This window comes from Nonomuraea fuscirosea (assembly GCF_035917475.1).
Taxonomy (GTDB): Bacteria; Actinomycetota; Actinomycetes; order Streptosporangiales; family Streptosporangiaceae; genus Nonomuraea; species Nonomuraea fuscirosea.
This window is the reverse complement of sequence record NZ_CP109074.1, coordinates 2,928,859-2,953,929: the sequence shown is the minus strand read 5'-3', so window position 1 is coordinate 2,953,929 and position 25,071 is coordinate 2,928,859. Positions and strand designations below refer to the sequence as shown.

General features: G+C 70.5%; 17 protein-coding genes. 7 read left to right on the top strand and 10 right to left on the bottom strand.

What is annotated here, in order from left to right:
• Nucleotides 1-35 precede the first annotated feature (35 nt).
• The 3 genes from hypF to OIE67_RS13260 all read right to left on the bottom strand — a co-directional run bounded on the left by hypF (nucleotide 36) and on the right by OIE67_RS13260 (nucleotide 5,325).
• Nucleotides 36-2,315, bottom strand: a complete 2,280-nt coding sequence (hypF, locus tag OIE67_RS13270) for a carbamoyltransferase HypF (protein WP_326639973.1) — start codon at nucleotides 2,313-2,315, stop codon at nucleotides 36-38.
• A 190-nt stretch (nucleotides 2,316-2,505) separates the two neighbouring features.
• Nucleotides 2,506-4,269, bottom strand: a complete 1,764-nt coding sequence (gene arc / locus OIE67_RS13265; protein WP_106250101.1) for a proteasome ATPase — start codon at nucleotides 4,267-4,269, stop codon at nucleotides 2,506-2,508.
• Nucleotides 4,270-4,473: 204 nt separating this feature from the next.
• Entirely contained in the window at nucleotides 4,474-5,325 is an 852-nt protein-coding gene (locus OIE67_RS13260; protein ID WP_326639970.1) for a tRNA (adenine-N1)-methyltransferase, read from the bottom strand.
• Nucleotides 5,326-5,380: 55 nt separating this feature from the next.
• Between OIE67_RS13260 and OIE67_RS13255 the strand changes: the two genes are divergently transcribed.
• From OIE67_RS13255 to OIE67_RS13240, 4 genes are all read left to right on the top strand, one after another.
• A complete protein-coding gene (locus tag OIE67_RS13255; RefSeq protein ID WP_326639968.1) occupies nucleotides 5,381-6,520 on the top strand; it encodes a GNAT family N-acetyltransferase in 1,140 nt (379 codons plus the stop codon).
• A 231-nt stretch (nucleotides 6,521-6,751) separates the two neighbouring features.
• Complete coding sequence (locus OIE67_RS13250) at nucleotides 6,752-7,249, top strand: hypothetical protein (protein ID WP_326639966.1); 498 nt, start codon at nucleotides 6,752-6,754, stop codon at nucleotides 7,247-7,249.
• A gap of 378 nt (nucleotides 7,250-7,627) precedes the next feature.
• Nucleotides 7,628-11,185, top strand: coding sequence for a hypothetical protein (locus tag OIE67_RS13245; protein ID WP_326639965.1), 3,558 nt, complete (start codon nucleotides 7,628-7,630; stop codon nucleotides 11,183-11,185).
• 376 nt (nucleotides 11,186-11,561) lie between these two features.
• The gene (locus OIE67_RS13240) at nucleotides 11,562-12,413 is read left to right on the top strand and encodes a sugar nucleotide-binding protein (protein ID WP_326639963.1); all 852 of its coding nucleotides are present in this window, start codon (nucleotides 11,562-11,564) and stop codon (nucleotides 12,411-12,413) included.
• Between the two features lie 564 nt (nucleotides 12,414-12,977).
• Here OIE67_RS13240 and OIE67_RS13235 read toward each other — a convergent pair.
• Nucleotides 12,978-14,510 carry an FHA domain-containing protein gene (locus OIE67_RS13235; protein ID WP_326639961.1) on the bottom strand — a complete coding sequence of 511 codons (1,533 nt, stop codon included), beginning with the start codon at nucleotides 14,508-14,510 and terminating at the stop codon, nucleotides 12,978-12,980.
• Between the two features lie 338 nt (nucleotides 14,511-14,848).
• Complete coding sequence (locus tag OIE67_RS13230; protein ID WP_326639959.1) at nucleotides 14,849-15,985, bottom strand: site-2 protease family protein; 1,137 nt, start codon at nucleotides 15,983-15,985, stop codon at nucleotides 14,849-14,851.
• Between the two features lie 116 nt (nucleotides 15,986-16,101).
• Between OIE67_RS13230 and OIE67_RS13225 the strand changes: the two genes are divergently transcribed.
• From OIE67_RS13225 to OIE67_RS13215, 3 genes are all read left to right on the top strand, one after another.
• Nucleotides 16,102-16,962: a RecB family exonuclease gene (locus OIE67_RS13225; protein WP_106250114.1), complete on the top strand. Its 861-nt coding sequence runs from the start codon at nucleotides 16,102-16,104 to the stop codon at nucleotides 16,960-16,962.
• A gap of 86 nt (nucleotides 16,963-17,048) precedes the next feature.
• Nucleotides 17,049-18,245, top strand: coding sequence for a sensor histidine kinase (locus OIE67_RS13220; protein ID WP_326639956.1), 1,197 nt, complete (start codon nucleotides 17,049-17,051; stop codon nucleotides 18,243-18,245).
• A complete protein-coding gene (locus OIE67_RS13215) occupies nucleotides 18,242-18,925 on the top strand; it encodes a response regulator (protein WP_106250117.1) in 684 nt (227 codons plus the stop codon). The genes OIE67_RS13220 and OIE67_RS13215 overlap by 4 nt, the downstream gene beginning before the upstream one ends.
• Before the next feature lie 45 nt (nucleotides 18,926-18,970).
• Here the strand turns inward: OIE67_RS13215 and OIE67_RS13210 are convergent, their stop codons facing one another.
• From OIE67_RS13210 to OIE67_RS13190, 5 genes are all read right to left on the bottom strand, one after another.
• On the bottom strand, nucleotides 18,971-20,029 hold the full coding sequence (locus tag OIE67_RS13210; RefSeq protein WP_326639953.1) for an ABC transporter ATP-binding protein: 1,059 nt from the start codon (nucleotides 20,027-20,029) through the stop codon (nucleotides 18,971-18,973).
• Nucleotides 19,990-21,015: an ABC transporter ATP-binding protein gene (locus OIE67_RS13205; RefSeq protein WP_326639951.1), complete on the bottom strand. Its 1,026-nt coding sequence runs from the start codon at nucleotides 21,013-21,015 to the stop codon at nucleotides 19,990-19,992. Before OIE67_RS13205 ends, OIE67_RS13210 begins: the two co-directional genes overlap by 40 nt.
• The gene (locus OIE67_RS13200) at nucleotides 21,012-22,025 is read right to left on the bottom strand and encodes an ABC transporter permease (RefSeq protein WP_106250122.1); all 1,014 of its coding nucleotides are present in this window, start codon (nucleotides 22,023-22,025) and stop codon (nucleotides 21,012-21,014) included. Before OIE67_RS13200 ends, OIE67_RS13205 begins: the two co-directional genes overlap by 4 nt.
• Before the next feature lie 84 nt (nucleotides 22,026-22,109).
• Complete coding sequence (locus OIE67_RS13195; RefSeq protein WP_181308466.1) at nucleotides 22,110-23,873, bottom strand: ABC transporter substrate-binding protein; 1,764 nt, start codon at nucleotides 23,871-23,873, stop codon at nucleotides 22,110-22,112.
• Between the two features lie 42 nt (nucleotides 23,874-23,915).
• Entirely contained in the window at nucleotides 23,916-24,908 is a 993-nt protein-coding gene (locus OIE67_RS13190) for an ABC transporter permease (protein ID WP_326639947.1), read from the bottom strand.
• Nucleotides 24,909-25,071 lie beyond the last annotated feature (163 nt).

Below are 25,071 nucleotides of genomic sequence, written 5' to 3'. Positions count from 1 at the left end.
GCCCGCGTGGTGCCGTCACCGGCGCCCGGAGGCCGTCATGAGCGGTCGCGGGCGGCGGCGACGGCGGCCTGGCCCAGGCTGATGCCGCCGTCGTTGGGCGGCACCCGTACGTGCTTGAGCACGCGGAAGCCGGCGGCGCGCAGCCGCTGGACGGTGCGTTCGAGCAGCAGCGCGTTCTGGAAGACGCCGCCGGACAGCGCGACGGCGGTCAGCCCGGTGGCCTGGCGCAGGGCGACGCAGGAGCGGCTGATGGCGGCGGCGACGCCGTTGTGGAAGCGTCCGGCGATGACGGCGGGGTCGATCCCGGCGGCGAGGTCGTCGGCGGCGGCGCGGACGAGGTCGCCGCCCTCGACGACGAACGGGCCGCCGTCGGAGCGGCCGGAGGTGGTGATGGCGGCGGCGTAGACGCCCGTCTCGGAGGTGTCGGCGCGCTGTTCGAGTTCGATCGCCGCCTGCCCCTCGTACGTGATCGTGTCGCGGATGCCGAGCAGGGCCGAGACGGCGTCGAAGAGGCGGCCGGCGCTGGAGGTGAGGGGTGAGTTGAGTCCGCTGGCGGCGAGCTGGAGGACGGCGGGCCAGCGTTCGGCGTTGCGGGCGGCGACGTCGAGGCCGGGGCGATCGTCGCGCAGGTAGGCGGCGGTCATGCGCCAGGGCTGGCGGATGGCGGCGGCGCCGCCGGGCATGGGGACCTGGGCGAGGTGGCCGAGGCGTTCGTAGCCGGTCAGGTCGGCCCGCAGGAACTCGCCACCCCACAGGGTGCCGTCGGGTCCGTGACCGAGGCCGTCGAAGGCGACGCCGATCACGGGGCCGGGGTCGCCGTTGTCGGCGAGGCAGGAGGCGATGTGGGCGTGGTGGTGCTGGACGCCGACGTGTTCGACGCCGGTCTGCTGGAGGGCGTGCCGGGTGGACAGGTAGTCGGGGTGCAGGTCGTGGGCGATGAGTTCGGGCCGGATGCCGAACAGGTCGCGGTAGTGGTCGATGCTCTCGGCGTAGGCGCGCAGGGTGTCGTAGTTCTCCAGGTCGCCGAGGTGGTGGGAGACGAAGGCGCGGCGTCCGTGCAGGAGGCAGAAGGTGCTCTTGAGTGCGGCGCCGCAGCCGAGCACGGGTCTGGGGGCGGGCCGGCGCAGGGCGAGGGGTTCGGGGGCGTAGCCGCGGGCCCGGCGCAGCACGGTGACCTCGCCCGAGCCGGGTCGTACGACGGAGTCGTCGGTGCGGGTGTGGATGGCGCGGTCGTGGACGAGGAAGGCGTCGGCGATGCCGCCGAGGCGGGTGAGGGCGTCGGCGTCCTCGTAGGCGATGGGTTCGTCGGAGACGTTGCCGCTGGTCAGGACGATGGGTTCGGCGAGTTCGGCGAGCAGGAGGTGGTGCAGCGGCGTGTACGGCAGCATGAGGCCGAGGTGGCGGCCGGCCGGGGCGACGGAGGGGGCGACGCGGGCGGCGGGGGTGTCCCGCCGGCGGGGCAGCAGCACGATGGGGCGGGCGCGGCTGGTGAGCAGCGCGGCCGCGGCGTCGTCGATCTCGCACAGCCGCCGGGCCTGGGTGAGGTCGGCGGCCATGACGGCGAACGGTTTCTCCTCTCGGTGTTTGCGCCCGCGCAGGGTGGCGACGGCGCGTTCGTCGGAGGCGGTGACGGCGAGGTGGTAGCCGCCGAGTCCTTTGACGGCGACGACGCGGCCGGCCCGCAGGAGGGTGGCGGCGCAGGAGACGGGGTCGCCGCACAGGTCGACGCCGCGGGCGTCGCGCAGCCGCAGCCGGGGGCCGCAGGCGGGGCAGCAGGTGGGCTGGGCGTGGAAGCGGCGGTCGCCGGGGTCGTGGTATTCGCGGGCGCAGTCGTCGCACATGCCGTATCCGGCCATGGTGGTGCGGGGCCGGTCGTAGGGGACGCCGCGCACGATGGTGAAGCGGGGCCCGCAGTTGGTGCAGTTGATGAACGGGTAGCGGTGGCGGCGGTCGGCCGGGTCGGCGAGTTCGCGCAGGCAGTCGTCGCAGGTGGCGGTGTCGGCGGAGACGAGTGCGCGGTGCGGGCCGGAGGGGTCGCTGGTGGCGATGGTGAAGCCGCTGTGCCCGGCGGGTTCGCCGCTGACGACGGTGACGCGTTCGATCTCGGACAGGGCGGGCGCGTCGCGTTCGAGGGCGGTGAGGAATTCCGCGACGCCGGCGTGGGCTCCTTCGACCTCGATGTGGACGCCGTTGACGTCGTTGCGCACGCGTCCCGCCAGGCCGAGCCGGTTGGCGAGCGAGTAGACGAAGGGGCGGAAGCCGACCCCTTGGACTATGCCTTCGACGTGCACGTCCACCCGTTTGAGCGTGGTCACAGGCTCAGTGTGCGCCTCATCGGGGTGGCGTGCATGTGTATCGGCCGTGTCGCGCGCGTTCCTGGTGGGATCTTGTACGCGTCACGCCGCGAAAGGGACGTAAGGCCGTGGATGGCAGCGTTCCCACATGGCCGCGAAAAGACGGCAGGGCCGCGCGGCGGATGTCGCGCGACCCTGCCGTCCAGGGGTTCTACAGGTACTGACCGGTGTTGGCGACGGTGTCGATGGACCGGCCGGCTTCGGTGCCCTGCTTGCCGGAGACGAGCGTGCGGATGTAGACGATCCGTTCGCCCTTCTTGCCGGAGATGCGGGCCCAGTCGTCGGGGTTGGTGGTGTTGGGCAGGTCCTCGTTCTCGGAGAACTCGTCCACGCAGGCCGTGAGCAGGTGCTGCACCCGCAGGCCCTTCTGGCCGCTTTCGAGGAACTGCTTGATGGCCATCTTCTTGCCCCGGTCGACGATGTTCTGGATCATCGCGCCGGAGTTGAAGTCCTTGAAGTAGAGGACTTCCTTGTCGCCGTTGGCGTAGGTCACCTCGAGGAAGCGGTTCTCCTCGCTCTCGGTGTACATGCGCTCGACGACGCTCTGGATCATGCCCACGATGGTGGCCTCGCGGGAGCCGGAGTGCTCCGTGAGGTCGTCCGGGTGCAGGGGCAGGTCGGAGACGAGGTACTTGGAGAAGATGTCCTTGGCCGCCTCGGCGTCCGGCCGCTCGATCTTGATCTTGACGTCCAGGCGGCCGGGCCGCAGGATCGCCGGGTCGATCATGTCCTCGCGGTTGGAGGCGCCGATGACGATGACGTTCTCCAGGCCCTCGACGCCGTCGATCTCCGACAGCAGCTGAGGGACGATGGTGTTCTCCACGTCGGAGGACACGCCGGAGCCTCGGGTGCGGAAGATCGAGTCCATCTCGTCGAAGAACACGATCACCGGGGTGCCCTCTGAGGCCTTCTCGCGGGCCCGCTGGAAGACCAGGCGGATGTGCCGCTCGGTCTCGCCGACGTACTTGTTGAGCAGTTCCGGGCCCTTGATGTTGAGGAAGAAGCTCTTGCCGGACTGGCCGGTCTTCTCCGCGACCTGCTTGGCCAGGGAGTTGGCGACGGCCTTGGCGATGAGCGTCTTGCCGCATCCGGGCGGGCCGTACAGGAGCACGCCCTTGGGCGGACGGAGTTTGTGCTCGCGGAACAGGTCGGCGTGCAGGTAGGGCAGCTCGATGGCGTCCCTGATCTGCTCGATCTGCCTCATGAGGCCGCCGATCTCCTCGTAGGAGATGTCGGGGACCTCTTCGAGCACGAGCTCTTCGACTTCGGACTTGGGTATGCGCTCGTAGACGTAGCCGGAGCGAGGTTCGAGCAGGAGTGAGTCGCCCGCCCTGATGGGCTGGCCGACCAGCGACTCGGCCAGTCGCACGACGCGTTCCTCGTCGGCGTGCGAGATGACCAGGGCCCGCTTGCCCTCGTCGAGCAGTTCTTTGAGCATCACGATCTCGCCGACCTCTTCGTAGCCGAGTGCTTCGACCACGTTGAGCGCCTCGTTGAGCATGACCTCCTGGCCACGCCGCAGCGAGTCGACGTCGACGGCCGGGCTGACGTTCACCCTGAGTTTGCGGCCGCCGGTGAACACCTCGATCGTGCCGTCTTCTCTGGCCTCCAGGAAGGTGCCGAAGCCGGATGGCGGCTGCGCCAGCCGGTCGACCTCCTCCTTGAGAGCGACGATTTGGTCCCGGGCCTCCTTGAGGGTGGCCACCAGGCGTTCGTTCTGGCCGGTAACGGCCGCGAGGTTCGCCTGTGCCTCATGGAGGCGCTCTTCGAGGACCCTGGCCTGACGGGGTGACTCGGCCAGCTTCCGCCTCAGCGCGGTGATCTCCTCCTGGAGGAAGGAGACCTGTGTTGAAAGATCAGCGACCTCCCGTTCGCGCTGCGCGGCTCGAGCCTCAGCATCATCGCGAGCTGCCACGCCCCGTCACCTCCTTCCCAGTCGAGAGCGACTACTAAGGACCTTACCTATCTCGGGCCCCTCCGTAACCTGGCCGGGCAGTGTTCGTAGAGTGACATTCAGTATTCGTTGATTAATCCCCAATAGGGCGTTTAATACTCCCAGCATATGAACACGGCGATCTGTTCCCGTGTCACGCACCAACGCACCCTCGTGGCCAAATTGTCATAGTTCCTCAGTCGTCCCCTTCGGTCGTCGACGGCGCGGCGGCGGGGTCACGCCGTCGGCCATGCGGCGGGCGGCGACGAGGAAACCGGTGTGGCCGATCATCCGATGATCGGGTCTTACCGCGAGCCCTTCGACGTGCCAGTCGCGAACCAGGGTCTCCCACGCCTGCGGCTCGGTGAAACACCCGTGATCGCGAATGGCCTCCACGGTCTTGGACATCTGGGTCGTCGTGGCCACGTAGCAGCAGATCACGCCGCCGGGCGTGAGCGCCTTCGCGGCGGCGTCGACGCACTCCCAGGGGGCGAGCATGTCGAGGATGACCCGGTCGACGTCGACCTCGTCGATGGAGGCCACCAGGTCGCCGACGACCAGCCGCCAGTTGTCGTCCATGGGGCCGCCGTAGAACTTCTCCACGTTCTTGCGCGCGACGTCCGCGAACTCCTCGCGCCGCTCGTAGGAGGTCACGTGGCCCTCGGGGCCGACGGCGCGCAGCAGGAAGCAGGTCAGCGCGCCGGAGCCGACGCCGGCCTCGATGACGCGGGCGCCGGGGAACACGTCGGCCATGCCGACGATCATCGAGGCGTCCTTGGGATAGATCACGGCCGCGCCGCGCGGCATGGCCAGCGTGTAGTCCTGGAGCAGGTGGCGGAAGGCGAGGTACTGCGTGCCGCCGGAGGAGCGCACGACGGAGCCCTCGGGCTGCCCGATCAGGTCGCCGTGCGGGATGGCCCCTTTGTGGGTGTGGAAGACGCCGTCCTCTTTGAGGGTGATCGTGTGGCGCTTGTTCTTGGGGTCGGTGAGCTGCACCTGATCCCCCACCTGGAAAGGCCCATGCCTGCGGAAACCCATGGCGGCAAGGTTATAGGGCTTTCGAGGGCTCCAGGACGCGCGATATCTATGGGGGATGTTTCCGCGTGACGTGCTCTCGACCGGTCCCCTGATCCTCCGTCCGCCGGTGGAGGCGGACGTGGCGGAGGTGGTGCGGATGTGCTCGGATCCGGTGACGGCCAGGTTCATGCCGTTACTGCCCGACCCGTACGAGCCGCAGCACGCGCTGGAGTACGTGAAGAACGCACCGGCGAAGTGGGCGGACGGCGGGGCCGAGTACGCGATCACCCTGGACGGCCGTTTCGCCGGCGCGATCGGGGTGCGCCCGCCGGACGAGTGGGGGGTGGCGCGGCTCGGCTACCTGGTGGCGCCGTGGGCGCGCGGGCGTGACGTGGCGGCGACCGCGGCCAGGGCGGTGACGGACTGGCTGTTCGACCAGGGGGTGCGCCGGGTCGAGCTGGAGGCCGAGGTGGAGAACGTGGCGAGCCTGCGGGTGGCGTACAAGGCGGGCTTTCGCGAGGAGGGGTTGCGGCGGGAGGCGCGGCGGCTGCGTGACGGGCGCTTCGCCGATTACGTGACGTTCGCCCGGCTGGAGGGGGAGGTGGTGGCGGGGGCGGAGCCGTACCTGCCGTTCTTCGAGGGCGGCGAACTGGGCGACGGCGTGGTGCGGCTGGCCCCCGTGGAGCCGGCCGACGCCGGCGACTACCACCGGATGATGACCGAGCCGAGTGTGGCGGCCTTCTCCGTGGGGCAGGCCGCGTCACTGGAGGACGACGAGCGCCGCTGCCGCTGCACCCGTTACTGGTGGGTGTCGGGGCAGCGGATCGAGCTGGCGATCAGGGACGCGGCCTCGGGGGCGTTCGCGGGGCACGTGCAGCTGACGCAGGTCGTGCCGCCGCTGGGGCAGGCGATGATCGGTTACTCGCTGCTGCCCGCCTTCCGCGGCAGGGGGTTCATGACGCGGGCGGTCACGCTGCTGACCGGGTGGGCGTTCGCGAACACGCCGCTGCATCGCATCGTGGCCGGCACCGACGTGGCGAACACGGCCTCGCACGCGGTGCTGCGGCGGGCCGGGTTCGAGCGGGAGGGCGTGCAGAAGGAGCTGTTCCCGAGGCCGGACGGCACGCGGGCGGACGACGTGCAGTGGGCGCTGGTGCGGCGCGCGGAGCGGCACGGGCGGCTGCGGCTGCCGTGGAGCGCGGGGCGGCGGCCTTAGGTGGGGCGTGACGGGCGTTGAGGGAACGCGTGGGAGTGCCGTGAACTGGTACGGGACAGGACCGGCGTTGCGGCGCGGCCCTCGTGGCTACCTGAAATGCTCAAAAATCCTGATTTCCTGTTGGGGGGTAGTCAAGGGCGGCGTCGGGGGCGATAGTCAGGGCACCCGCAGGTGAGCGTCGCGTGATCGGGCTGCGCGATCTCGCCCCCTCCGCTCCGAGGGATCATCGCCATGCCATACAACCGCCTCGATGCCGCCATGCGTGATCTCATCACCTCCTTCTCCTGCCCGGAGGCCGCCGACCTGATCGACCGGCTGGCGCGTGCCGCCGCGGCCGTGGCAGGAACCCCTTACGCGGGGTTCGTCCGGGTGGACGTCCTGCGCCAGGAGACGAGCTGCGTCCACGTGCACGCCCCGGCCGGGGACCCGCTGCGGCGGTGGCTGGCCGAGTCGGGGGTGATGAAGGAGCTGACGACCTCCTCGGTGGCGCTGCGGCTGGCGCGGGACGCGTCGGTGGGCGAGCCGGGATTCCTGGCCACGCCCGTGCCCGTGGTGGCGCGCGACCACGTGTTCGTCTGGGTCGCGGGGCGGGGGTTCTGCGACGGGGACGAGCACCTGCTGGGCCGCTTCGCGACGGCGGCGGGGCGGGCGATGGAGGCGGCCTGCGGGATGGAGGCGGCGGTGCGGCTGTTGCGCGGCGTACGGGCCTTCCGTCCTGCGCAGCCGTGAGCGGCTCTTTGCGTACGGCCGGATCGCGGGATAGGGATGACCGGTACGGGGTGCCTTTCGCGGTGTTCCTTCGGAGCTGGCTGCGTTTCTTTTCCGTCTTCCCCTTTCACCGCCTAAACCAAGATAATCCCTATTTTTCATTAGAAAGCGTAATACGACCTTCGCGTCCCGCTTCCTGGCGCGCCCGCACCCCCTGCCCCGCCGCCGTTCCCGCCCTCCCCTTGCTTCCGGCCGCCTCTCCCCCGCTCCTTGACCGAGGCGCTGACAGAACGGCTCCGGCCGGCGACAACTCTGGTCGATTGTCGCCTTTCTCCCCGAATGAGCCATAAACCGGGAAATAGATGATCACCTTCCATATCCGGGGCGTAACCTCGCATTATGGGGACCAGCTGGCCCTTCGCCGGGCGGGAGCAGGAGCTCGGGCACCTGCTCCGCCTCGCCGGCGACCCGACCGCCCAGGGGGTGCTCGTCACGGGGCCGCCGGGAGCCGGCAAGAGCGCGCTCGCGGCGCGGCTGGCGGGGCGGCTCGGGGGCGCGTTCACGGTCAGGGCGTCCCGGGCGCTGCGCGACGTACCGGGCGGGTCACCACCGCCCGCGTACGGGACCGCCCCGGGGTGCGGCGGGGCGATGGCGCCTGCCGGAGGAACCGGACATTGCGGCGGGAGAATCGAACACGCCGGCCTTGAGAGCGAAGGGGGCGGCGGGTGCCGGTGCTCCCCCGGCATCGAGGTCCTGACGCTCGTGGACGACGCTCACCTGCTGGACAGCCACTCGGCCGAGGTCCTGGCCGCCCTCGTACGCGCCGGGCGGATCCGCCTGATCGCGACCGTGTGCTCGGAAGAGGACACCGGCGGCCCGGTCGTGGAGTCGTGGCGGGACGGACGGCTCAGACGATTCGAGGTGGCCCCCCTCGACAAGGCGGACATGGCGGCCGTCCTGGCAACGGCGCTGAACGGCCCCGCCGACGACACAGTCGAGACCACGCTGGCGGAACTCACCGGCGGGAACGCACTGTGGCTGCGCGAACTGGTGCACGCCATGCGTGCCTCTGGAGCACTCCAGCAGGCGGGCGGGGTGTGGCGGCTGTCCGGGGACCCGCCACCGGCCTGCAGCCCGGCCGACCTCGTGATCCACCGGGTGGGATCGTTGCCGGACGGCGCGGGCTCGGTGCTGGAGTACGCGACGTTCGGGGAGCCCATCGGGGTGAGGACGCTCGTGGGCCTGTGCTCGGAGGCGGCCGTGCTGGAGGCGCTGGAACTCGGCGTGATCGAGGTGACCCACGAAGCGCGCGGAAAGGTGGCACGGCCGGTCCACCCCCTGTACGGGGAGGCGGCCCGCACCCGGTGCCCCGCCGCACGCCGCACTCAGCGCTACGCCGACCTCGTCGCCGCGGTGGAGTCCGACCTGGAGTCCCCAGCGGAAACCACGATCGGGACCGGGGTGACGCATAGAGGGCAGTTCACGGCGCAAGTCACAGCAGGCCCCACCGTGGAGACCTCCACGGAGACCCCCGGGGAGGCGACCACGGGCGTCACCACGGACGCGACTCCGGAAGCGACTCCGGAAGCGACCTTGGAGGCGGCACCAGAGGAACCCCTGGAAACGGCCCCTGCGGCGACCTCGAAGACGACTTTGGAGGCGGCCCGGTCAGCGACCCACCAAGCCACCCGAGAGACGACCTCGGAGGCGGCCCCAGCGGCGACTCCGGAGACAGCCCGGGAAGCGACACCGGAGACGGCACTGGAGACGACCTTGGGTGCCACAGCAGGAGCGCCCTCGGGTGCCGCTGTCGAAGCCTCATCGCAGGCCGCTGAGGCCCGCAGGAGCTGCGACGCTGCCCGGGTGGCGGCGTGGCGGCTGGCGGGCGGTCTGCGGGCGGACGCTGGAACGCTGGCGGGGGCGTGCAGGCTGGCGGAGGCCGTACATGATCACGCGTCGGCCATCCGTCTCGGGCGAGCCGCGCTGCGCGAGGGCGGAGGCGCCGGCGCGGCGATCGAACTGGCGGCCGCCCTGAACGGAGCCGGACAGCCGAACCAAGCACACGCGGTGCTCTCCGCAGCGGCGGACGCGCGCCATGCGAGGCGCGACGACCAGGAGCGGGTACGCCTGACCCTGGCCAGAGCCCGGACCCTGGCCTGGGGACTGGACCGACTCGGCGACGCACTCGACCTGCTGTCCACCACGCGCAAGGACCTGCGAGACCCGGAACCACGTCCCGACTCGGACCCGGCAAGGACCTCTCCGCCACGCCTCCTGGCCGCCCGACATTCACAAGACGAGACGAACCTCGACCAAGCACGCCCACCCCACCAATCGACCACCGACCGGACAGAACCGCCTGACGAGACAGAGCCTGACCGAGCACACGTCCCGGACGAGACGAATCTCTACCGGGGTTGTTCACTCCACCAAACGGCCGCCCAGCAGATGACACTGTCGAACGAGACGGAAGCCGACCCAGCGACGCTGGGATGGCGATCGGAACTGGAACGTGCGGCACTCCGACATGAACTGGACGTGGAGAGGGTGAGGCTGCTGGCTGAGGCGACCCGCCCGGACGAGGCACTCAGGGCTGTGGACCAGCTCTCGTCGGCTTCGAAACCACCCTCTACTAAGGGCCGGCCTCCGCAGCGCTCACGTTGTTCTCAGGGTTCTCAGGGTTCTCAGGGCTCCGCACCAAGCACGCCGCTCTCCGACGACCAGCCGTCCCGAGCCCCCGGTCCCATCGATTCACCGGCCAACCATCACCCCTCCCAAATCGCCCAACCGATTACATCACCCACCGACGACCACACGACCGGAACGATCACCCCGCCACCGAACGACCACACGACCCACACCGCCGGAGCAATCACACCGCCAGCCGACGATCGGGTGTCTCTGGCATTGGCACTGGCTCTGTGCCACCAGGGGCGAACCGACGAAGCGGTGGCAGTGCTTCGCGACGTCTTGCCTGCCGTACAGGCCGGAAAGCCCCAGAAGCCACCGAGGCCGCAGGAGTCGCCCCTCACCCACAGGTCGTCACCCCATGAGCAGGTGCCTGCGCACGCCGGCAAGGGCCTCGCCGAGGCAGAGCCCACTCCCCCGTGGACGTCGGCTCACATGACGTGGGCGCTGTGCGGATGGTTCGCCGGCGATCTGATGACCGTCGAACGGGCGATCGCCTCCATGGGGCCCGGTTGGCCGGGCACGAGCGAACAGGCGCTTGCCCGGGCGCGGCTGGCGCTGTTGAGGGGCGAACTGGGAGCGACGCTGTTCCTCCTACGGGCTCCGGCCAGGCATGAGACGCCGCTGACCGCCGCCGAACGCAGAACGGCGTACGCGATGGCACAGGCCCTGCGCGGGGACGCGGCAGGAGCGCAAGCGTCGCTGGACATGAGAGAGGCGCGGGAGCCCCTCGCCGCGGTAGAGGCGAGGGCATCGCTGGACGCGACAGGAGCGCTGGCGTCACCCAACACCGTAGAAGGTCGGGCGTCACTGACCGTGACAGGAGCTGCGGTGTCACCGGACGCGGCGCGGGCGCCGGTCACATGGACCGCGCTGCGCCACTGGGTGGCGCTTGCAGAAGTGTGGGCGAACGCTGCGGCGGGACAGCGGTCGCGGGCCGTGGATCTGGCTCTGGCGCATGCGGAGGAGTGCCGTGCGGGCGGCTCCTCGTCGTTCGAGGCGGTGGCATTGCACGACGCCGTACGCCTGGGCGCACCCGTCAGTGCACTACCCCGGCTGGCCGTGCTCGCGGCGACACATGACGGCCTCCGGGTACGGCTCGCACTACGCCACGCCGAAGCCCTGACCGGCGCTGACGCGGATGCGCTGACGGCGGTTGCCGACGACTACGGCGCCGCAGGTCTGTGGCTCTTCGCATCCGAAGCAGAAGCACAGGCAAAGGCACTGCAGGCCGGCTCCGCACCATCCTGGCGCCCCCATCCCGGCTGAGACCGCAACCACCTCATCCGATCAGGGTCGGCACGTGGTGCGGGGCTGTAGCTCCCCGCATCCTAAGCACCAGCACAGGCGAAGGCGCTGCAGGGCCGCCGGCGGTCACGGGTCACGTCCTGCGGAGTGGTGTAGTTCGGTTCTCGCGTGAGGCCCTGCTGGTTCGACTCAGGTCCGGCGCCGGTGCCTCTTTCGGTGCAGGTCCGGTGTTGGCTCCGGGTCGAGACGAACAAGCCGGACCGAGGCGAGGAGGCAAGGCGGGACCGAGCAGAGCGGGACCGAGCAGGGCCGGGGCCGGACGAAGCGGACCGAGCAAGGCCGGAAAGATTTGTCCTGATCAATAAGTGCATGTCCGTGTGGAGTAGCGTGACCGATCGTGAGAGTGCTCATCGTCGGCGGGAGCGGATTTCTGGGCCGCGAGCTCGTGCAGTTGTGCGCCGCAGCAGGGCATGAGGTGGGCGCGACCTACCTGTCCGGGACCGGCGCGAAGGCCACGGATGCCGAGTGGCTGCGGGTGGATGTGCGTTCGCGGTCCGGCTTCGCCGACGTGGTGAGGGCGTTCGGGCCCGAGGTGACGATCAACGCCGCGTACCGTCAGGCCGACTGGACGACCACGGCCGACGGCGCGGCGAACGTGGCGGCGGCCGTCGCGGCGGCGGGTGGCCGGCTGGTGCACGTCTCCAGTGACGTCGTCTTCTCCGGTACGACTTTCTCCTACGACGAGTCCTGCTCCCCCGACCCCATCAGCCCGTACGGTGCGGCGAAGGCGGCGGCCGAGACGGCCGTCCGGGCCGTGCTGCCGGATGCCGCCATCGCCAGGACGTCGCTGATCGTCGGGCGCGGCGAGTCGGCGCACGAGGCGCTGGTGCACTCGCTGGCCTCAGGGTCTCGCACAGGGGTGCTGTTCACGGATGACATACGGTGCCCGGTGCACGTCTCCGACCTGGCGGCGGCGCTGCTGGAGCTGGCGGTACAGGGACACTCGGGCGTCCAGCACGTGGCGGGCTCCGACGCGGTGAGCCGGTACGAGATGGGGGTGCTCATCGCCCGCCGCGACGGCCTCGACGCCACCCGTCTCTCGACCGGACGCCGTGCCAACGCCCGGGTGACCGGCCCGGTGGCGGTACGGCTGGACTGCTCGGCGACACAAGAACGGCTCAGGACCCGCCTGCGTGGCGCCCGTGAGTTCCTGACACCCTCCGCCGAACCGGCCTCCACCACTTCTTGACCGAGCACGCTCCCCGCGCGACACGTGCGATCCCGTCCGGGTGCGTGGTGCCCGAGCCACGTGGTGTCCAGGCGCGCGGTACGCGGGCGTGCGGTGCCCAGGCGTGCGGTGCCCAGGCGTGCGGTGCCCGGTTCGCGGTTGTGTGCGAGCTGCGGCGGCATGATCCCGGGGTGTCCAGAGGCGTCCTCGAGGTCCCGGCTCGATGCGCGCCTGCCCCCGGAGCGGTTGGCCAGCCGACGGAGTGAGTCGAGCGGCGGAGTGGGGCGAGCCCCAGAGCCGGTCAAGGAGCGGAGCGGAGCCGAGCAGGGGGCGTGCTCGGTCAAAGGCGAAGCCGATCGAGGAGCGGAGCCCGTCAAGGGGCGGCGTTGAGCGGGAGCGCTCGGTCAAGGGGTGGCGTCGGGCACGATCGCAGGCCCGAGCAGGACGGACGGCCTATGACGGGGCCGACACCGCGGTGCCCAGCCCCGAGGTCGCAGCGCGGCACCCGACCCCGGGCGTTCACAGCGCGGCACCCGGCCCCGGAGGTTCGTCCGGGGCGCGGGCGGCAGGCGGCGACGTCCCCGGCTAGCCTCGGTGCGCCTCGAAGCGCAGGGTGCGGGACACCCCCACGCGGACCGTGGTCCCCGGCGCGATGGTGACGGGCTCGTTGGGTGGGATGTCGTAGAAGTTGGGGTCGCCGGGTGGCTGGATCTGGGTGCCGTTGACCGAGCCCAGGTCGACCAGGTTGACGTCCCACCCGTCGAGCGCCACCCGCAGGTGACGCCGGGAGACGGAGCCGTCGGGGCTGGTCACCTTGGCGGGTCTGGCGTTGCCGCCGGCCACCTCGGGCGCGCGCTCCGGGTCGCGGCCGAGGAGGTAGTCGCTCTCCAGGGGCAGGGCCGTGCCGTCGTCGAGGATGAGGACGCCGAGCGACGGGCGCGGGCCCTTGTAGGGGACGAGGGTGCGCTGCACGAGGGCGATGCCGCAGACGGCGCAGTAGGGGACGCGGGGGTCGTTGAAGTGGTCGTTCTTGCAGTCGACGCCGTAGACGAGCGGGCGGTCGCCGTGTTCGGCCTGCTGCTGCTCCTGTTGCGGCGGGCCCTGGTCGAAGTGGTCGGGCGGGCCGAGCAGGGGCGGTGCGGGCTGGTCGAAGTGGTCGGGCGGGCCGAGGTGCTGCGGGACCTGCTGGTCGCCGTTGCCGGCGGGCGGCGGCTCGTCGTAGGAGGGGAACTGCTGCGGCTCGGGCAGCGGGGGCGGCTGCTCCTGCTGGTAGGGGGCTTCCTGGTGGAAGGCCGGCTCCTGCTGGAACGGCGACTCCTGCTGGAACGGCGGCTCGTGCGGCGCCTGGAACGGGGGCTCGTGCGGGGGCTGGTAGGCGGGCTCCTGCGGCGGCAGGTAGGGCGGCTGCTCCGGGGGCTGGTAGGGCGGCTGCTCGACGGCCGACGGCGCGGGCTGGGGGCCGGAGGGCGGGCCGGGCTGGATCGGCGGCTGGTCGGCGAGCGGGTACGGGGGTCGTTCGACGGGCTGCTGGGCCGGCGGCTGGATCAGGTCGGCTTCCAGGTGGAAGGCGGTGGCGGGCATCTCGCTGGTCAGCGGCCTGGACTGGGCCGCGGACGCCGAGGCGGCCGGGGCGGAGGCCGCGGGCTGGTCGGTGAGGTCGCCGATGAGGCCGCCGCCGTGCACGATGCCGCCTTCGAAGCGGACCGCGGGGTGCGGGCTGCCGGCGCCGGGCAGGCTGAGCTCGACGCGTTCGACGGTGCTGGTGACGAGGCGGTCGGCCCAGGTCAGGGAGTCGCTGCCGGCCAGCCGCGTCTCGCCGGCGGCGGTGCCGATGGTGGCCGCGGCCGAGCCGCTGACCAGGACGGCGACGCCGTCGCCGACGGGCCCGGCGACCGCGCACGTGGTGGGGTCGCCGGCCATGTTGGCGGCGAGCACCTGGGCGGCCCTGCGGGCCAGGGCACGGCCGTCGCCGCCCGCGGCGGCCGTCTCGCGCAGCGCCTCCAGCAGGTCGTCGGCGGCGGACTCGGCCGAGTCGCAGACCAGCAGCAGCCCGCCCACGTAGGCGACCAGCCCGTTTCCAGGAAGCGGACGCACCACTCCGAAGCCTTGGCCGCTCATGCGCCCCTCCTCATGACGACCGTGCTGCGCTCATCGGTGCCCTCGCTGCGCTCGGTCACTCAACTCTCCTCCCCGGAAACCGGCGATGTTACGGCACCCGCACTGCCGTGCCGGCCACCAGCCATACGCATACCCAGACGGCGAGGCCGTGTCGCGGGCCCGCCGTCTCGATTCGATGAACCGCGGATCGCAACAAACCTCTTAACTGTGCAAGTTTGGCCAAACAGCACACTATCGGCCAGTCGTCGCATCGCTGAAATCGTCTGAGGCGGCCCCGGAGCCCGAAACTGCTGGACACGACCCTATCGATGGGTCGCCGCAGAAACGAGTGGGACAAATCAGACGCCTGTGAAAACCCGGTTCACATCGGCCGTGGCGAGCACCCCGAAGATCTCGCCGCCGTCCTCGATGAGCAGGTATTCGCTGCCCGGCGCCTCGCGCATGGCGTCGATGAGCGCCTCTCCCTCCAGCCCGGCCCCCAGCATCATGGCGGGCTCCAGCGACTTGGCCACGGCGCCGGCGTTCACCCATGGGCGGCGGTGCTCGGGGGTGGCCTGGACGGCGGCCTCGCTGACGATGGCCACGGGCCTGCCCTCGTGGTCGACGACGACGATCGCGCCCGCCCGCTGCTCGCCGGCCTGCCGCAGCGCCTCGGCGAGCGGTGTCTCCGCGGTCACCGGGATGGCCCTGCGGGCCAGGGCGCGCGCGTTGACCCGCGGGATGCGCTGGCGGATCTTGGCGATGCGCAGCGACTGGCTGGCGCCCATCCAGATGAACGCGGACAGCACCAGCGGCCACACCAGGTCGACGGTGTCGAGGGCGCGCCCGCTCGTCAGCGCGGTCGTCACCGGGAAGACCACCAGCGCCACGGCCAGCACCCGCCCGCCCCAGGCCGCCACGACGGTGCCGGAGCCCGGGTTGCCGCTGAGCTTCCAGACGCCGGCGCGCAACATCCTGCCGCCGTCGAGCGGCAGCCCCGGCAGCAGGTTGAACACGCCGACGATGAGGTTGGCGAACCACAGCTGCCAGGTCAGCGCCTCGAGGATGCCGCCGTCGTTGATCAGCCACACGTCGGCGGCCAGGCCGGCGCCGGCCAGCCCGAGCGAGAGCGCGGGGCCCGCGGCGGCGACCATGAACTCCTTGCCCGGCGTGGGCGGCTCCTTCTCGATCTCCGAGACGCCGCCGAGGAGGTAGAGGGTGATCCGGCGGACCGGCAGGCCGTAGGACTTGGCCAGGACGCTGTGGGCCAGCTCGTGCAGCAGCACCGAGACGTAGAGCAGCACGGCGAACAGGAACGCGACCCCGTACGCGGCGAACTCGCCGAGGTCGGGCAGCATCTGCCGCATCCGGGGGCCGAACATGACGGTGATGAACGCCGCCACCAGGAACCACGTCCACGACACGTACACCGGAATACCGAACGGCTTCCCCATCCGGATGCCGGAGAACTCCTGCCGCGGGCTCTGCTCGCTCACCGCACTCCTTGAACGTCCATTTACGTGCTGTTGCTGCCTTGATGCTACGCGCCGGATCACGTGATCCTCGTCCCGCGGGAGTTATTCTGTCGGGCTCTTGACCTAGAGTGCGGTGCATGACGTTGACCGAACCGGTGATCATCGGAGCTCTTTCCCCGTCCCGGGCGGGCGACTTCATGACATGTCCGCTGCTCTACCGCTTCCGGGTGATCGACCGGCTGCCCGAGAAGCCGTCGCAGGCGGCGGTGCGTGGCACGGTGGTCCACGCGGTCCTGGAGCGCCTCTACGACCTGCCCGCGCCCCGGCGTTCGGTCCCGGCCGCGCTGGAGCTGCTGGAGCCGCAGTGGCAGCGGTTACTGGCCGAGGAGCCGCAATACGCGCAGATGTTCGCCGACGCGGCCGAGCAGGCGGAGTGGCTGGATCAGGCGCGCGGCATGCTGGAGCGCTATTTCACGCTGGAGGACCCGACCCGGCTGGAGCCGGCCGAGCGGGAGCTCTACGTGGAGGCGGTGCTCGACGGCGGCCTGATGCTGCGCGGCTACGTCGACCGGCTCGACGTCGCGCCGACCGGTGAGGTCCGGGTGGTCGACTACAAGACGGGCAACGCGCCGGGGCCCGACTTCGAGGCCAAGGCGCTGTTTCAGATGAAGTTCTACGCGCTGGTGCTGTGGCGGCTGCGCGGGCAGGTCCCGCGGCTGCTGCAGCTGGTCTATCTGGGCGGCCGGGGCGAGGTGCTGCGGTACGCGCCCGACGAGGCCGACCTGCTGGCCACCGAGCGCAAGGTGATGGCGTTGTGGGCGGCGATCGAGCGGTCGCTGGAGTCGGGCGAGTGGCGGGCGCGCAGGAGCCGGCTGTGCGACTGGTGCGATCACCAGGCGCTGTGCCCGGAGTTCGGCGGCACCCCGCCGCCGGTGCCCGACCGGCAGCCGGGCGACACCGTGCGCAGCAGCCGCCGCGCCGCGACCGACGAGCTCTGACCGGCCGGCGGGGACGACCAGGCGGATCGCGCTTATCCTCCCGTGGGAGGAGGTTCCGGGCTCTCACCTGGTCTTACAGTGAAGCGGTGCGCATAGATCGGAGCGGGCTCCACGACACGGTTCTGGCCGGGGTGGTGGCCGCGGCCTCCGTGGCGCAGTTCGTGCTCTACGGGCCCGCCCGGCTGCAGGCCGAAGGGCTGCCGGCCGAGGGCGTGCGCGCGCCCGACCCGCTCGGCGCCCTGCTGGTGGTGCTGGCGTGCGCGCCGGTGGCCGTGCGCCGCCGCTGGCCGCTGGCGGCGCTGTGCGCGGGGCTGGTGCCGGAGGCGCTGCTCGACGTGGCCGGTTACGGCACGGGCGTGTCGGCGCTGTCCGGCATGGTGCTGCTCTATTCGGTGGCCTCCCATCGGGGGCTGGCGGTGGCGCTGGGCGCGCTGCTGCTGGCGGTGACGACCTACGCGGTCGGCGCGGTGGCGGGCCCGGTCATGGCGTCCGGGCCGAACGAGCACGTGGTCTTCGCGGTGGTGCTGGTGGCGGTGTGGGGGGCGGGCCGCAGCCTGCGGTTGCGCCGGGCGTACCTGGAGGAGCTGAAGGACCGGGCGGCCAGGCTGGAGCGGGCGCACGCGGCCGACACCAGGGCGGCGCGGGCCGAGGAGCGGTCGAGGATCGCCCGCGAGCTGCACGACGTGGTGGCCCACCACGTCAGCGTGATGACCGTGCAGGCGGCGGCGGCGCGGCGGGTGCTGGCCGCCGACCCCGACCTGGCCCGTGAGGCGCTGTCGGCGATCGAGCACACGGGCCGGCTGGCGATGACGGAGATGCGCAACATCGTGGGTGTGCTGCGCACGGACGCGCGCGCGGAGCTGGGCCCGCAGCCGGGCGTGCGGGATCTGCCGTCGCTGGTGGAGCAGATGCGCGAGGCGGGGCTGCCCACGTCGCTGCGGGTGGAGGGCGAGCCGGTGCCGCTGCCCGCCGGGGTGGACCTGGCGGCCTACCGGCTGGTCCAGGAGGGGCTGACCAACAGCCTGCGGCACGCGGGGGCGGGGGTGAAGGCGGTGGTGACCGTCCGCCACGATCCGGGCGAGCTGGATGTGGAGGTACGCGACGACGGCAACGGCGGCAAGAGCGGCGACGGCAGGGACGGCGAGGTGTCGCTGCCGTCAGGGCATGGTCTGGTGGGCATTCGCGAGCGCGTCGCCCTCTATGGTGGAATCCTCAGCATCGGTCCGCTACCGGGGGGCGGTTTCGAAGTGCGGGCGAGGTTCCCGTTGAAGGACGGTCTATGACGATCAGAGTGCTGCTGGTGGACGACCAGCCGCTGCTGCGTACCGGATTCCGCCTGATCCTCGAGGCCGAGCCCGACATCACGGTGGTGGGGCAGGCGGGGGACGGCAAGGACGCTCAGGAGCAGACCAGGGCGCTGCTGCCCGACGTGGTGCTGATGGACATCCGGATGCCCGGGGTCGACGGCATCGAGGCGACCCGCCGGATCGTGCGGGAGGCGGCGCCGGCGGCGCACGTGCCGAAGGTGCTGGTGCTGACGACGTTCGACCTGGACGAGTACATCGTGGAGGCGCTGCGATCGGGCGCGTCGGGGTTCCTGCTGAAGGACGTGCCGCCGGACGAGCTGGTGCAGGCCATCCGGGTGGTGGCCGCCGGCGACGCGATCGTGGCGCCGAGCGTGACCCGGCGGCTGCTGGACCGGTTCGCGGCGCGGCTGCCGTCGGCGTACGAGCAGGCCGCGCCCGCGCGGCTGGACCGGCTGACGGAGCGGGAGCTGGAGGTGCTGCGGCTGATCGCCAAGGGCATGTCCAACGCCGAGATCGCGGCCAAGCTCGTGGTGAGCGAGACGACGGTGAAGACGCACGTGGGCAACGTGCTGACCAAGCTGGGGCTGCGTGACCGCGTGCAGGCGGTGGTGCTGGCGTACGAGACGGGCCTGATCACGCCGGGCGCCATCTCCTGAGCCCGCACGTCCGGCGCGCCTCGCGGGGGCACGCCGGACGGGCGGTCAGCCGGTCTTGGCGGGTGTCTCCGCGGCCGGCTCGGTCACGTTCTCCGGGAAGTGGCAGGCCACCTGGTGGCCGCTGGCCAGCTCCGCCAGCGGCGGCTCGACCGTCTTGCAGACCTCCTGCGCCTTCCAGCAGCGGGTGTGGAAGCGGCAGGCGGGCGGCGGGTTGAGCGGGCTGGGCACGTCGCCGGTCAGCCGGATGCGCTCGCGGTCCTTGCGCACCTTCGGGTCGGGCACGGGCACGGCGGACAGCAGCGCGTTGGTGTACGGGTGCATGGGCGAGCTGTAGAGCCGCTTGCGGTCGGCCACCTCGACGATCTTGCCGAGGTACATGACCGCGACCCGGTCGCTGATGTGGCGGACCACCGACAGGTCGTGGGCGATCACGACGTAGGTCAGGTCCAGCTCGTTCTGCAGGTCTTCGAGCAGGTTGACGACCTGGGCCTGGATCGACACGTCGAGCGCGGAGACCGGCTCGTCGGCGATGATCAGCTTGGGCTTGAGCGCGAGGGTGCGGGCGATGCCGATGCGCTGCCGCTGCCCGCCGGAGAACTCGTGCGGGTAGCGGTTGTAGTGCTCGGGGTTGAGCCCGACCATCTCCAGGATGTCCTGGACGGCCTTCTTGACGCCGTTCTCGGTCTTGACGCCCTGGATGCGGAAGGGCGCGCCGACGATGGCGCCGACCGTGTGGCGGGGGTTGAGCGACGAGTACGGGTCCTGGAAGATCATCTGCATGTCGCGCCGGAGCGGCCGGAGCCGGCCCTGGCTCATGTGCGTGATGTCCTCGCCCTCGAAGACGACCTTGCCGGCCGTGGGTTCGAGCAGCCTGGTGACCAGCCGTCCCGTGGTGGACTTGCCGCAGCCCGACTCGCCCACCAGGCCGAGCGTCTCGCCCTTGAACACCTCGAAGCTGATCCCGTCGACGGCCTTGACGGCGCCGACCTGCCTTTTGAGCAGGCCCTTGGTGACGGGGAAGTGCTTCTCCATGTTCTGCACGGACAGAAGCGGCTGATTCTCGCTCACTGGATCTCCAGCACTGGCTTGATCTCGTTCTCCCATAGGCCTTGGCGCTCGCTCCTGCTCATGTGGCAGCGCACCAGGTGGCCTCCCTCGGTCTCGGCGAGGGCGGGCACCTCGGTGAGGGCCTTGCCGCCGGTGCGCTCGGCGTACGGGCAGCGGGGGTGGAAGGCGCAGCCCTGCGGCACGTTGATCAGGGACGGCGGTGAGCCCTTGATCGGCAGCAGCCGTTCGGTGGGCTCGCGGTCGAGGCGGGGCATGGAGCCCAGCAGCCCCCAGGTGTAGGGGTGCTCCGGCCGGTAGAAGATGTCGTCGGCGCTGCCGTATTCGACGCACTTGCCGCCGTACATGACGAGGATGTCGTCGGACAGCTCGGCCACCACGCCGAGGTCGTGCGTGATGACGATCAGCGCGGAGTTGAACTCGCGCTGCAGGTCGCGCATGAGATCGAGGATCTGGGCCTGCACGGTCACGTCGAGCGCGGTGGTCGGCTCGTCGGCGATGAGCAGTTCGGGGTCGCAGGAGAGCGCCATGGCGATCATGGCGCGCTGGCGCATGCCGCCGGAGAACTCGTGCGGGTAGCTGTCGACCCGGCCGGCGGGCTCGGGGATGCCGACGCGGCCGAGCATGTCGATGGCGTGCTTGCGGGCCACCTGCTTGGAGACGTCGTTGTGGATCCGGTAGGCCTCCATGATCTGGTGGCCGACCGTGTAGTAGGGGTGCATCGACGACAGCGGATCCTGGAAGATCATCGCCATCTTCTTGCCGCGCAGCCGGCGGACGTACTCGGCGCTGGCGCCGTTGAGCTCCTCACCGTCGAGCCAGATCTCGCCGCTGATCCGCGCGCGGCCGCCCTTGTGCAGGCCGAGCACGCCGAGGCTGGTCACGCTCTTGCCGGAGCCCGACTCGCCCACGATGCCGAGGGTCTTGCCGCGCTCGACGCCGAACGACAGCCCGTCGACGGACTTGACCAGCCCGTCGTCCGTCGGGAAGTGGATCTTCAGGTCCTTGACGTCAAGAAAGCTCACGACAACCTCACCCTCGGGTCGACCACCGCGTACAGGAGGTCGACGATCAGGCTCGCGACGACCACGAAGCCGGCGGCCACCAGCACCACGCCCATCACCTGGGGCAGGTCCTGGTTCCTGATGGCCAGGATGGCGAACTGGCCGAGCCCGGGCAGAGTATAGGTGGTCTCGGTGAGGACGGCGCCGCCGATGAGCAGGCCGAAGTCGATGCCGAACAGGGTCAGGATCGGGGTGAGCGCGGCGCGCAGGCCGTGCTTGACCACGACCTTGCCCTCGCGCAGGCCCTTGGCCCTGGCCGTGCGGATGTAGTCCTCGCCCATCGTCTCCAGCATCCCGGCGCGGGTCAGGCGCGCGTATCCGGCGGCGAACAGGAACGCCAGCGTGATCCACGGCAGCAGCAGGTTGAAGGCCCATTGTGCCGGGTTGACGGTGAAGTCCGTCCACGCGCCGCCCGGTGGTGTCCAGCCGAGGCCGTAACTGAAGACGACCAGGGAGATCATGCCGGTGAAGAAGATCGGCAGTGACACGCCCGCCAGCGCGGTGCCCATGGACAGGCGGTCGAAGAAGCTGCCTCTGCGCAGCGCGGAGATCACGCCCACGCTCACGCCGGCCAGCACCCAGATGATCGCGGCTCCGACGGCCAGGGAGAAGGTGACCGGCAATCGGTCGACCAGGTCCGGCCAGACGGGCTGCCCGCTGATGAAGGAGTAGCCGAAGCAGGGTGCGGGGCACTGCTCGACACCCGCGCCGTAGTCGTACTCGGCGCCGGTGAACAGGCCTTTGACGAACCTGCCGTACTGCACGACCACCGGGTCGTTGAAGCCGAGCCGCTCGGCCACCAGGTGGACCGTCTCCGGTGTGGCCGCCCGGCCGACGTAACGCGACGCGAGAGCCTCGGGTGTCGCCCCGGCCCACTGCGGCACGACGAAGAAGATGCCGAACGTGACCATGCTGATCACTATCAGCATGGCGAACGCGCCGATAAGACGCCTGATGATGTATGTGACCACCGCTACCGGCCGAGTGGCCCGCCCGCGGCGGGCGGGCCACTCCTGCCTTCACCTGCCTTCGCTAGATCCCCGAACCTCGCCTGGTCACTCGACGCCGAGCAAGATGTAGTCGTACATGCTCTGGCCCTCGTTGTAGGCGACATTGGTCACGCGCGTGCCGCGCATGAGCAGCGACTTGGCCCACACGACCGGAAGGATGGAGGCGTCCTCCATGACCTTCTTGTCGACGTCGACCCACAGCTTGGCGCGGGCCGTCTCGTCGAGCTCGGAGGAGGCCTGGTCGATCAGCTTGTCGACCTCGGGGTTCTTGACACTGAGGTTGTAGTTGCCGGCCTTGCGGATGGTCCGGCTGTCGACGATGGCCTGCATGAAGCCGTATCCGTCGGGCCAGTCGGAGCCCCAGCCGTGGCCGGCCAGGCCGATGCCGTTCTTCTTGACGTAGTCGGTGTTACCCGCGTAGTCGGAGAAGTAGCTGGAGCCGGGGAAGCCCTTGAGCTCGACCTTGATGTTGACCTTGGCCAGCGCCTGCTGCATCGCCTCGGCCAGCGCCTTCTCGCGGGGGCGGTCGGAGCGGAAGGCCATGGTGGTGGAGAAGCCGTTGGGCTGGCCGCAGGCGGTCAGCGCCTCCTTGGCCTTGGCCACGTCACCCTTGTTCTCGGGCGTGGTGTAGAGGTCGAACTTCTCCTGGCCGACGATGGGCGGCGGCATGACGTTGGTGGCGATGTCGCCGCCGGCCAGCGGGCCTCCGTAGGCGGTCTGGTTGGCGACGCGGTCGGCCGCCCACATGACGGCCTTGCGGCACTCGACGTTGTCCATGGGCGGGTTGTCCGGGATGACCGAGACGTACCAGAGCCTGGGGATCGTCGGGTTGTCCGTGCGGGCCTTCAGCGCCGGGTCGGGCAGGACCTTGCCCAGGGCGGCCGGCTGCAGGCCGGTGCCGGGGATGTCGAGGTCGATGTCGCCGGAGATGAGCTGGTTGTCCAGGTCATCGGCGTTGACGTTGAGCTGGACCTCGATCCGGTCCGGCAGCGCCGGGCGGTTGGGGTCGGTCGCCGGGTCCCACTGGTCGTTGCGGACGAGCGTGAAGCGCTTGCCGATCTCGTTCGTCTCGAACTTGTACGGGCCCGAGGAGAGGACCTTCTCCTTGTACTTGGCGCCCGTGTCCTTGTCCTTCGGCACCGGCGCGCTCATCGGCATCTGCACGATGTAGTCCATGGACGCGAACGGCTTCTTCAGGTGGAAGACGACCGTGCTGTCGTCGGTCGCCTCGACGGCCGACTTGTAGTCCACGTCGGCGGACTTGTAGACGCCCTTGAAGTCCTTCGGCCAGTCGAGCAGCTCGTTGAGGTAGGAGGGGCCGTGCGGGAAGGTCTCCTTGTCGTACGACCTGGCCACCGCGTAGGCGACGTCCTTGGCCGTGATGGGAGTGCCGTCCTCGTACTTCAGGCCGCTCTTGAGCTTGTACGTCCAGGTCTTGCCGTCATCGCTGGGCGTGCCGAGCCCTTCGGCCAGGTCGGGGATGACGGTGTTGCCCTCGGGGCCGGGGCCCGGCTTGTACATCGTCAGCGTCCGCCAGTAGAAGCGGCCGAAGTTGAACGAGTAGCCGTAGTAGGTGTCGCCGGGGTCGAGGCTGTCCCAGTCGGCCGAGTGGGCGGCCTTGAGCGTGCCGCCCTTCTTCGTCGACGGGTTGTACACCTGCGTCAGCGCGGCGTTGAACGCGGGTTGCGCGCCGCCGCCGGCGGCCGTCTGGGCGGGCTGCTGGGATGTTCCGCCACCGCCGCCACAGGCGGAGAGCACCAGGGCGAGCGCCGCTGTCGCGGCTCCGGCCAGTGCGTGTTTCCTTCTCATTGACTAACCCCTTGATTAGTGAGGTGGGGGATTGAGCGAAGTTCAGCGTGCACGCGGGTCGAAGGCGTCCCTCAGCCCGTCGCCGAACACGTTGAAGGCCAGGACGGTGATGAAGATCGCCAGACCCGGGAAGAGCACGAAGTGGGGCAGCGTGTAGAAGCGGACCGCCTCGGAGAGCATCCCTCCCCAGGTCGGGGTGGGCGGGTTGATGCCGACGCCCAGGAACGAGAGCGCCGCCTCGAACAGGATATTCGTCGGAATGAGCAGCGTGGCATAGACCAGGATCGGCGCCAGCAGGTTGGGCAGGACCTCGCGGAAGAGGATGTAGCCGTGGCGGGCGCCGAGGCTCTTGGCCGCGTCGACGAATTCGCGTTCGCGCAGCGACAGGGTCTGGCCGCGGACGATGCGGCCGATGCTGGGCCAGCTGAAGAAGCCGATGATGAAGATCAGCATCGCGATGCGCAGGCCGTTGCCCTCCAGGCCGAAGCCCTTGTCGGGGATGACGCCCGCCAGCGCGATGGCGAAGACCAGCAGCGGGAAGGCCAGGAAGACGTCCATGAGGCGGCCGATGACCTGGTCGACCCAGCCGCCGAAGTAGCCGGCGACGACGCCCAGCGTGGTGCCGATGACGACCGAGAGCAGAGTGGCCAGGAAGCCGATGAGCAGCGAGATCCACGCGCCCGCGACGATCCGGCTGAAGATGTCGCGGCCGTTGACCGGCTCGACGCCGAGCAGGTATTCGCTGCTCATCCCGCCGAAGGCGCCCTTGGGCAGGAGCGTGCTCTGGTCGATCGCGTCCTGGTGGAACTCCAGCGGCGGGTGCCCGAACGCGGCGATGATGGGTCCGGAGAAGATCGCCACCAGGATGAGCAGCACGACGATGAGGCCGCCCCCGAGGGCGATCTTGTCGCGGCGCAGCCGCATCCAGGCGATCCGGGAGAGCGAGCGGCCCTGGATGGCCTTGCCCGCTCCCGCGAGCACCGACTCCGGATGCGCTTCTGCGGCGGAACCGGAAACGTCTAGCGGTGCGGTCATGCCGAATTGCCCCCTGCTGCCCAGACGACGCTCTCTATCGCGTACTGACTTTAGACCGCGAGTCGCGACCCCAGGAGGCAGAATCTATGGCCTGAGCTGCGCTGACTAGTCCCTCAGGCCGCTATGTGGCCGATCTGTGATTGACGCGAAACTCATTCGTATC